This window comes from Fundicoccus sp. Sow4_D5, from assembly GCF_052116365.1.
Lineage (GTDB): Bacteria > Bacillota > Bacilli > Lactobacillales > Aerococcaceae > Fundicoccus.
The window spans coordinates 1-448 of sequence record NZ_JBQKLF010000032.1 but is presented as its reverse complement, the minus strand read 5'-3'; the positions used below and the strand labels follow the sequence as shown (position 1 = coordinate 448).

Genomic DNA, 448 nt, shown 5'->3' with positions numbered 1-448 from the left:
GCTTCAGGAGCTAGGTACTTGTAACTTTGTTAAGCACCATATGAATGTCATTTTTCAAGGTTTTACTGGTTCAGGTAAGACATACTTGAGCTGTGCACTTGCTAAAGAAGCATGTAAATTAGAAATTCGCACACGATATATAAGGTTACCTGATTTATTAATAGAGCGAGATGAAGCATCGTTCAAAGAACAAGGAGTGGCGAAACTCCTCAATAAATATTCTAATTACGGCCTGTTAGTGCTTGATGAATGGCTTCTTGACGATCTTTTGGACGAAGATCTCAAATTTATTTTTGAACTAATTGAACGACGCCACGATACTCACTCCACAATCTATTGTACACAATTTCGAAAAGCAGATTGGCATCAAAGATTAGGTGGTGGTATTCACGCCGATGCGATTATGGATCGAATTGTACATAAAGCCTTTTGGTACGATACTGGAAAG

1 protein-coding gene is annotated in these 448 nt (G+C 38.2%); it reads left to right on the top strand.

Annotated features, from left to right (window positions below):
* Positions 1-448 (top strand): ATP-binding protein (locus tag ACTQ45_RS13655; protein WP_441764035.1); only part of this gene is annotated, 448 nt, incomplete at both ends.